Genomic DNA, 8,512 nt, shown 5'->3' on the forward strand with positions numbered 1-8,512 from the left:
AAAATGATAGCTAAACGCCGGCGTTTTCATTGTGCTGGAGCCGTTTTTGGCCTGGCATTCGCCGCCCTGCTGGCCGGCTGCTCGGCGCTGCCCGCACCGCCCGTGCGCGCCGAGGTGTACGACTTCGGCCCCGGCCTGATGGAGGCCGCGCCGTCGGACCGCCGCGCGCCGCTGCCGCCCCTGGCCCTGGCCGACGTGACCACCACCGGCCCGGTCGAGGGCAGCACCGCCGTGCTGTACCGCCTGGCCTACGACGACGCGCGCCGCCTGCGCCCCTACAACCAGGCGCGCTGGAGCCAGCCGCCCGCGCAACTGGTGCAAAAGGCCGTGCGCGACCAACTGGGCCTGCGCCGCGCCGTGCTGACGGGCGACGAAGGCGCCGCGCAGATCCTGGAGGGCGGCGCCCTGCCGGCCGTGCTGCGCCTGGAGATCGAGGAGTTCAGCCACGTGTTCAGCGCCCCGGCCACCAGCGCCGGGCTGGTGCGCCTGCGCGTCTCCATTGCCGAATCCACCCCTGCCGGCGAGAAGCTGCTGGCCCAGCGCGTGTTCCTGGTCCAGCGCCCCGCCGCCACGGCCGATGCGCCCGGCGGCACCCGCGCCCTGGCCGACGCCACGGCCCAGGCCGCGCAGGACATCGGGCAGTGGCTGGAGCAGATGGGGCGGTAAGGGGAGCGGTTCAGGGTTCCAGCGCCGCGAGGCGGCGATACAGGGCATCCACGTCCTCTCGCCGTACCGGCATGAATTCCTGCGCAGTCGTATCCGGGGGCGCCTGTCCTGCCAGTTCCTTTTCGCAGAGAGCCATGTTCGAGCGGATGGCCGCACGGGTGGCAGGCGGAACGCGGTGATGCGCACTGGCGGCCTGTTCGAGGTAGTCGGCAATGCCAAAGTGCGCGCACTGCGTCAGCAGGGGAATCTGCGCACCCGCCTTGTCGAGGTCGAAGGCGCTGCAACGGGAGCGGGGGGTGGTATAGAGGTGCAGCAGGCGCAGATGCGCGTCGGGGCTGTTCTGCGCAACGCGCAGCATGACGGCCTCCACGTTGCGCACCTCGAAGCCGGGGATGCGGTCGCAGTAGCCGATCATTTCGCCCCGTAAGTCCAGCCCGTCGCGAGCGCCGTGCATGGCCCTGATTTGCCAGACACGCGCCTCCGGCTCCCGGCGTTCTGTTTCGAGGTAAGCGCCATAGGCCCATTGCGCGGCGTTGTCGCCCTGCTCGGCGCGTTCCTGTATGCGCATGAGGCAGATGCCGTGATAGGAATACTCGTCCTGCTTGTCGCAGCGAGCGCTGTCGATCCACCACCACGCGGTGTAGGCGCCGATCAGGAGAGAGAAGATCAATAGCAGTTGAAGGCCGCAGCCGAGACGCTTCCACCATGCCGTGGGCGCCCTGGTCTTCGGAAGGGGCATCTCAGGGTTCCAGCGCGGCGAGGCTGCGCGAGAGGGCATCCAGGCTCTGTCGCCGCACAGGCATGAACTCGCGGACAGTGGTGCCCATTGGGGGCGGGTCTGCCAGCTCCTTTTCGCAGAGGGATATGTTCGAGCGGATGGCTGCGCGGGTGGCAAGCGGCACGCGGTAATGCTTTTCCGAAGCCGTGCGCAGATAGTGCTCGATGGAAAGATGCGCGCACTGTGTCAGCAGGGGAATCTGCGCGCTGGCCTTGTCGAGGTCCAGTGCGCCGCAGCCAGGGTAGGTATAGAGTTGAAGCAGGGTCAGGTGCGCGTCGGGGCTGGTTTGCACGACGCGCAGCATGATGATCTCGACGGTGCGGGCCTCGAAGCCGGGTTTGCGATCACAGTAGCCGATCATTTCGTCGCGCATATCCAGCCCGTCTTGGGCGCCATGCATGGCCCTGACTTGCCAGACACGCGCCTCCTGCTCCCGGCGTTCCGTTTCGAGGTAGGCGCCATACGTCCATTGCGCGGCGTTGTCGCCTTGCTCGGCGCGCTCCTGTATCCGCATGAGGCAGATGCCCCGAAGGTTGTATTCGTCCTGCGTCTCGCAGGTGCGAGCGCTGTCGATCCACCACCAAGCTGTGTAGGCGCCTATCAGGAGCGAGAAGATCAGAAGCAGTTGGAAACCGCAGCCTATGCGCTTCCACCATCGCAGCAGCATCATCGTTTCCTCAGCAGTTCCTGGGCCAGCGGACCCTTGACGAGTTCGCCGCCATCGCGGGGCGAGGTGCGCGTGGTGGCGATGGGTTGTCCGTCGGGGCCCCAGGTGCGCCATTGCCCCGGGCGCAGGAAGTTGGGGATGGCCAGCCGCTCCAGTGCGCCAGGCAGCTTCTCGAAGGCACCTTGGCCGATGGCTGCGCCGCCGAGAGGCTGGTTCCAAGTGGTCGTGGTGGGCGCGGTGACGTACGTTCCCAGGGCCCTGGCCAGGACGCTGGCGACGCCATCGGGCGAGGCTCCGGCATTGCACGCATCGATCAGGATCGGCTGCCCATGCCAAATGCCGCTTTGGTGGATAACACTCGTAATTCCTACAATCTTTGTCACTCCCTGGAGGCGATCTGCGTTCGCATGCGCGAACAGATACAGGTAGCCATCGATGCCCCGTTCCCCCAAACCCGAGGCATACAAGGCTTTCTCCCCAGGCTGGATCAGGATGATCTTCTTTCGCACTGGATCGACGGTAGCGATCTTCTTGACGAGTTTTTGGGAGTTGTTCAACCCCTCGAACACCAGCTTGGGCAAGCCTTTCCCCGGTCCATATTGAATCCGCCCATTCTCGATGGGCTCCGCAGGTCCCTCCCGGAACCAGTAGGCAAGCGACATTGTTCTTCTCTTCCTTTGTGATCTCTGCGCAAAACCGGCCGTTAACGCGCGCCGGGCCGGATTGTTCCACAGGAAGGAATGTTCGATAAAAACCTATTGCTTGATCTGGGAGGTTTCCTGTTTGGACAGATTCCTGAAACGCCGGTGGCCCGGTCAGAAGCTATGTCGCAGCGTCACCGTCACATTGCGCGGGGCACCCGGCAGGTTCAGGTTGGGGCTGCTGCCGTGGGCCGAGACGATGTAGTTGCGGTCGAACAGGTTGCGCAGGTTCAGCTGCACCGTGGTCGCCTTGCCGATGCGGTACTGCGCCATGGCGTCCACCACCACGTACGACGGCAGGGTCACCGTGTTGCCCGGGTTGGCGAAGCGGTCGCCCACGTAGTTGATGCCGCCGCCCACGCTCCAGTCGTCGCCCAGGCGCTGCGTGAGCCAGGCCGAGAACGCGTTGCGCGGCGTGATCGTGGCGCGTTTGCCCTGCACCGCCTGGCCGGCGTCGGTGGCCGTGGAGCGGGTGATGCGCGTGTCCAGCAGCGCGTAGCTCAGCGTGGCCTGCAGGCCCGCCGCCAGTTCGCCCGCCAGCGACAGCTCCAGCCCGCGCGTGCGCTGCGTGCCGATGGGGATCAGCCGGGTGGGCTGTGCCGGGTTGGTGGTCTTGATGTCGGTGCGCTCCAGCTGGAACAGCGAGGCCGTGGCCGTGGCGCGGCCGTCCATCAGGTCGAGCTTGGCACCCACCTCGTAGTTGGTCGTCTGCTCGGGCTTGATGGCCGTGTTGGTGGCAGACAGCGCGAACATCTCGGCCGACGGCTGGTAGGAACGGCTCACCGACACGTAGTACGACTGCGCCGCCGTGGGCTGCCACACCAGGCCCGCGCGCGGGCTCCAGGTGGTGTCCGTGCGCTCGAAGTCGCTCTGGCCCGCCAGGCGGTTGTCGGTCTCCTGGCCGAAGCGGTCGTAGCGCAGGCCGGCCAGCACTTTCCACTCGGGCGACAGCGTGATCTGGTCTTGCACGTAGAGCGCGCGCGTCAGGTAGCGGTTCAGCGCGCTGGCCGACACGGCCCCGCCGCCGTTGAGCGGCGCCACCGGCAGCACCGGGTTCCACAGGTTCACGTTGCCCAGCGTGCCGCCGGTGAGCGAGACCGCATCCTTGTTCTGCTGGCCCAGCTCCAGGCCGTAAAGCACCTCGTGCGCGACGCTGCCGGTGCGCAGGTTCTGGATCAGCTCGGTCTGGTTGAACACGCCGCGCTCGCGCCGGTCCACGCCCGAGCGCGTGAGCGCCACGGTGCCCGCGGCCTCGTTCGTGGTGCCCGCGGGCAGGGTGTTCTGGCGGTCCAGGTCGTAGTGGTAGTAGCGCAGGGCGTTGCGCACGCGCAGCGTGTCGGAAAAGCGGTGGCTGAACGTGGCGGTGAACGAGCTGACAGTGGATTCGGACGTGTCCGCATCGCGCGCATTGGCCGAGCCGAAGTAGGTGCCCGCGGGCACGTTGACCGGGCGGCCCTGGTAGGCCGGGATGCCGAAGTCGGTCACGCGCTTGTCGTGCAGGTAGTCGGCCTGCAGCATGAGCGAGGTGGCGCCGTCGGGCTTCCACAGCACCGAAGGGGCGATGGCCTGGCGCTCCAGGAACTGCTGGCTGCGGTAGCTGTTGGCGTCCTCGGCCGCGCCGGTGACTCGCCAGGACCAGTCGCTGCCCGCGGGCGCACGGCCCACGTCGAACTCGGCGCGCTTGTCGGCCCAGCTGCCCACGCTCAGGGCGATGTCGGACACGTCCGTGCCGGGCTTTTTCGTTACGCGGTTGACCAGGCCGCCGGACGAGCCGCGCCCATACAGCACGGCGGCGGGGCCCTTCACCACCTCCACCCGCTCGATGTTGGACAAGTCGCGGAAATACAGCGCGTCGTCGCGAAAACCGTCCACGAACTGGTCGCCGATGCTGGTGAAGCCGCGGATGCTGACCTGGTCGCGCTGGCCGTCGCCATGCGACAGGCCCACGCCCGCCACGTTGCGCAGGGTGTCCTGCATCGAGGTCGCGCCCTGGTCGCGGATCACCTGCTGCGGCACCACATCGATGGTCTGCGGCACGTCGCGCAGCGGGGCCTCGGTCTTGGTGCCGCTGGCGGACGAAGCGGCGTTGTAGGCCGTGTCCTCGCCACGCGCCGCCTGCACGCGCACCTCGCTCATCGTGGCGCCAGCCGCCGCGCCTGCGGCCCCCGGAGCGCCACCGGCGGGGGCGGTGCCCGCGCGCTCCACCGTGAAGGTGCGGGCATCCTGCGCGCGCACCACCAGCCCGGTGCCTGCGACCAGGCGCTGCAGCGCGTCGCGCACCTCCAGCGTGCCCCGCACCGCCGGCGCCTGCTGGCCCTGGGCGATGTCGGTGACGAACACGATCTGCACGCCGCTCTGGCGCGCCAGGGCATTCAACGACTGCGCCAGGGGCTGGGCGGGCAGGTCCACCGCGACGGGCTGGGCCTGGGCGGCGGCGGTGGCGGCGATGCACAGCGCGGCGGCCAGCGCGGCCCAGCGGGCGCGGTGTGGCGGGCGGCGGTGTTGGGGGATCGGCATGGAGGCTCCTGGAAAGAAATCGGTCAAGACACAAAAAAAGGGACGGCGGGCGGGCAGGGCGCGCCCGTCCCCCTGTGAGCCGATGCGGCGGGCGGGTTTGTACACGTCGCCGATCCAAATCAATGAATGGCCAGCGGCGGCCCATTGGCCGGAGACCGGGAACTGGGCATCGAAACGGGCGCCGCCGCAATCAATGCGCCGGCATCCTGCTATGGTTTTTGATGTGCCGTGCGCAGGCCGATCACCACGCTGCCGTCCGCATGGCGGTCCACCCGCACCGGGGCCAGACGCGGCAGCAGGTCGATCAGCTGGTCGATGCGGTCCAGGTCGAACTCCCCCGAGATGCGCAGCGCCGCGGCGTGCCCGTCGGCCAGCGTGATGGGCGTGCGGCGGTGGCGCTGCATCTCGGCCACGGCGTCGGCCAGCGGCGTGGCGTCCAGCCGCAGCCGGCCCGCTTGCCACGCGGCGACGCGGGCGGTGTCCGCTTCCACCGGGGCGGGCCAGGCCGTGCCCGGCCGGGTGTGCAGCGCCTGGCCCGCATGCAGCACCACCGGCGCCGTGCCAGTCCCGGCGTGCACGCGCACGCTGCCCTGCTGCACGGTGATGTCGGCGCCGGCATTGGCTGCGTCTCCGGCCGCAGCCGTCTCGTCGCGGCGGATGTTGAAGACGGTGCCGATGTCCTCCACCGCCACCGCGCCCGCCTGCACGGTGAACGGGCGCTGCAGCCAGGGCGCCCAGGCGTGCCAGGGCGCGTGGGCGACTTCGAAGGCGGCCTCGCCGTGCGCCAGCGACAGGCGGCGCGAGCGCAGGTGCAGGGCCACCTCCACCCGGGTGCCGCTGTTCAGGCGCACCGTGCTGCCATCGGGCAGCGGCCGGGCCTGGCGCTCGCCCACGGCGCTGGCCAGCGATTCGCGGTGCAGCACCGGATCGGCCCACAGCACCCCTGCCACCGCCACCACTGCCAATGCCGTGGCCGCGCCCGCCGCGCGGGCTTTGGCGGGGCGCCGGCGTCGCTCGCGGCGCAGGGCAGCCGCCTGCTCGATGTCTTCGGGCGTGGGCAGGTGCTGGCGCAGCAGGTCGGCGAACGGCGCCAGGGCGTCGTCGATGGGCAAGTGGGCGCGGCGGCCCGCGCCGCGCACGGAAGGGTTGCCGGCGCCGGCTGCACGGGCGGCCGGCGCCGCGGCGGATTCAGCGGGCGGCATGGCCGGTGCCTTCGATCAGCACCGGCTCCACGTCGCGCAGCGCGCGCGCCAGGTGCCGGGCCACCATCCCGCGCGAGACGCCCATGCGCCGGGCGGCCTCGTCCTGCGGCATGCCGTAGAGCTTGGTGAGGATGAACGCCTCGCGGCTGGCCTGCGGCAACTGCTCGATGGCGGCCAGCAGCGCCCGCTGGCGCTGGTGGGCGGCCAGCGCCAGTTCCGGCGGCGAGAGCGGCGCGGCCGAAGGGACGGGGGCGTCCGCCTCGGGGTGCTCGTGCGCCGTCTCGCGGCGCCGGGCCTGTGCGCGGTAGCGGTCGATGGCCAGGTCCCGCGCCACGCAGCGCAGGAACGCCAGCGGATTGGCGATCTCGCCGGGCACCGGGCGCTCGAGCAGCCGCACGCACAGGTCGTTCACGATCTCGCGCGGAAAGCATTCGTCCCCGAAGCGATGCCGCAGCGATCCCACCAAGTCTTCGTAGTGCTTCACCAGGGCGGCCAGCAGGGGCTCGGGCGGCGGAGGAAGCGAGGCGGGGTGCGGCATGGAACGCCGATTATAAAAAGAGAATGGGAATGATTCTTATTGTTGTATTTTTGCCGTACTGCGGCATTGCGGTGTGAAAGGAGTTGAGCTAACCCAACAACAACGGCGCGAAAATTGGGCTTTTGAGGAACGCAGGGGAATGGACTGAAACGGGGTGCTCCAATCGGCTTGCAATGGATGTAATTAAAGCCGCCCCGAGAACCAGACGAGCAACTGCAGCTGATCCTCGCGCGAGTATTTGGCGAGTCGCGCCTCCACCCTAACGATGAGTTTGCGCATGCGCTCAATCTTGGAATCGCTAACTCGACATTGCTACGTCTAAAGGGGGCAGGTCACACCAGCAGGCAGGTGTTCAAGTGGCTTCAGGAAACCTGCCCCAAGGCACTCGCCGAAGTCCAGCGCGCCGCCCGACTCTTCTACCTCCAGCAGCAGAGTTTCGGAGGCAAGGTTACTGGCCAGACCTTGGGCACCGCCACGACTACGCCGGCCATCAACCCACTGCGCATCGAAGAAAACCTCTCAGCCGCCCATCTGCGCCTGGCTGGCGGGGTCAACCGGGCCGAGCGCGGTTAGTTGGTGATCTACAGTTGGGATCGTATGACCGAGCCGGCCGGACTGTTTTGAGAAAGGTGGATATGGAACTGCATCAAACGTCTTCAGGGATCGAACTCAACGGCATTCCCAACGCAGTGTCGCTGGTCAGCGTTGGAGGTTCTAAGGCAAAAATGCTTGCAGACCTCATCCTTCACCAGTCTGATCTTGTGCGCGCCAACCAGTACCTTGACTTGTGCGCGGCAACCAGTACCTTGAGGATATCAACGTCCTTCTAGATGGCCCAGACACCGCACGTGAAGGGCTGTATGTCGCTGCGCTCACGCGATGCTTCAAGTGTTTTGGCAAAAACGAATCAAGAAGAGCCTATCAGCTTGATGCTTCGGTCATATTGGCAAATGAGCCAAACGGGATGACCGTCTATGAAGAACTTAGATTGGAGAGGAACAAGCACGTTGTTCATGATGAGAATTCAGCTTTGCAAGCCTATGTCGGAGCGGTTCTGAACGATGGAACACATCCCTACAAAGTTGAAAAGGTTTTGGCCCTCGCTGTTGGTGTTGAGCTGTTGCAGCCCCGATCTTGGCAAAACCTTAAGCACCTTGTTTTGAGCACCCTTACCTTCGTTGATAAAGAGATAGATCGTCTATGTCATGAGATTACGGCTGACCTTGAAGCGGAGAGCTATGCCACGCTCATGGCTCGAGCTCCGATGCGGTTAAAGCCCGCACTTACAGCAGATGCTGGCAGACGCCGGGATCAGAGTGGGCTTCCCCCGGTTTCCCGGACACATCGAATGACATGATGTGTTTAGGAGGCAAACATGCCAAGGACGAGAAGAGCATTTACGGACGAGTTCAAACGGGAAGCGGTGAAGCTGGTGAAGCAACC

8 protein-coding genes and 1 pseudogene are annotated in these 8,512 nt (G+C 67.0%); 3 read left to right on the top strand and 6 right to left on the bottom strand.

Features of this window, described 5'->3' with window-relative positions:
- Positions 1-3: 3 nt before the first annotated feature.
- Complete coding sequence (locus AVMA1855_RS23925; RefSeq protein WP_284427599.1) at positions 4-666, top strand: ABC-type transport auxiliary lipoprotein family protein; 663 nt, start codon at positions 4-6, stop codon at positions 664-666.
- 10 nt (positions 667-676) lie between these two features.
- Here AVMA1855_RS23925 and AVMA1855_RS23930 read toward each other — a convergent pair whose 3' ends face one another.
- The 6 genes from AVMA1855_RS23930 to AVMA1855_RS23955 all read right to left on the bottom strand — a co-directional run bounded on the left by AVMA1855_RS23930 (position 677) and on the right by AVMA1855_RS23955 (position 7,069).
- The gene (locus AVMA1855_RS23930; RefSeq protein WP_284427600.1) at positions 677-1,405 is read right to left on the bottom strand and encodes a hypothetical protein; all 729 of its coding nucleotides are present in this window, start codon (positions 1,403-1,405) and stop codon (positions 677-679) included.
- Between the two features lies 1 nt (position 1,406).
- Positions 1,407-2,111: a hypothetical protein gene (locus AVMA1855_RS23935; protein ID WP_284427601.1), complete on the bottom strand. Its 705-nt coding sequence runs from the start codon at positions 2,109-2,111 to the stop codon at positions 1,407-1,409.
- Positions 2,111-2,773, bottom strand: coding sequence for a DUF8616 domain-containing protein (locus AVMA1855_RS23940; protein WP_284427602.1), 663 nt, complete (start codon positions 2,771-2,773; stop codon positions 2,111-2,113). Before AVMA1855_RS23940 ends, AVMA1855_RS23935 begins: the two co-directional genes overlap by 1 nt.
- A gap of 153 nt (positions 2,774-2,926) precedes the next feature.
- A complete protein-coding gene (locus AVMA1855_RS23945; RefSeq protein WP_284427603.1) occupies positions 2,927-5,329 on the bottom strand; it encodes a TonB-dependent siderophore receptor in 2,403 nt (800 codons plus the stop codon).
- 209 nt (positions 5,330-5,538) lie between these two features.
- Entirely contained in the window at positions 5,539-6,531 is a 993-nt protein-coding gene (locus tag AVMA1855_RS23950) for a FecR family protein (protein WP_284427604.1), read from the bottom strand.
- Positions 6,518-7,069, bottom strand: a complete 552-nt coding sequence (locus AVMA1855_RS23955; RefSeq protein WP_284427605.1) for an RNA polymerase sigma factor — start codon at positions 7,067-7,069, stop codon at positions 6,518-6,520. Before AVMA1855_RS23955 ends, AVMA1855_RS23950 begins: the two co-directional genes overlap by 14 nt.
- A gap of 336 nt (positions 7,070-7,405) precedes the next feature.
- Between AVMA1855_RS23955 and AVMA1855_RS23960 the strand changes: the two are divergent.
- Together AVMA1855_RS23960 and AVMA1855_RS23965 are read left to right on the top strand one after the other, a co-directional pair.
- A pseudogene (locus AVMA1855_RS23960) lies at positions 7,406-7,618 on the top strand (DNA adenine methylase); the annotation flags it as partial.
- Between the two features lie 238 nt (positions 7,619-7,856).
- Entirely contained in the window at positions 7,857-8,426 is a 570-nt protein-coding gene (locus AVMA1855_RS23965) for a hypothetical protein (RefSeq protein WP_284427607.1), read from the top strand.
- Positions 8,427-8,512: the final 86 nt, after the last annotated feature.

This window comes from Acidovorax sp. SUPP1855 (assembly GCF_030158955.1).
Lineage (GTDB): Bacteria > Pseudomonadota > Gammaproteobacteria > Burkholderiales > Burkholderiaceae_C > Paracidovorax.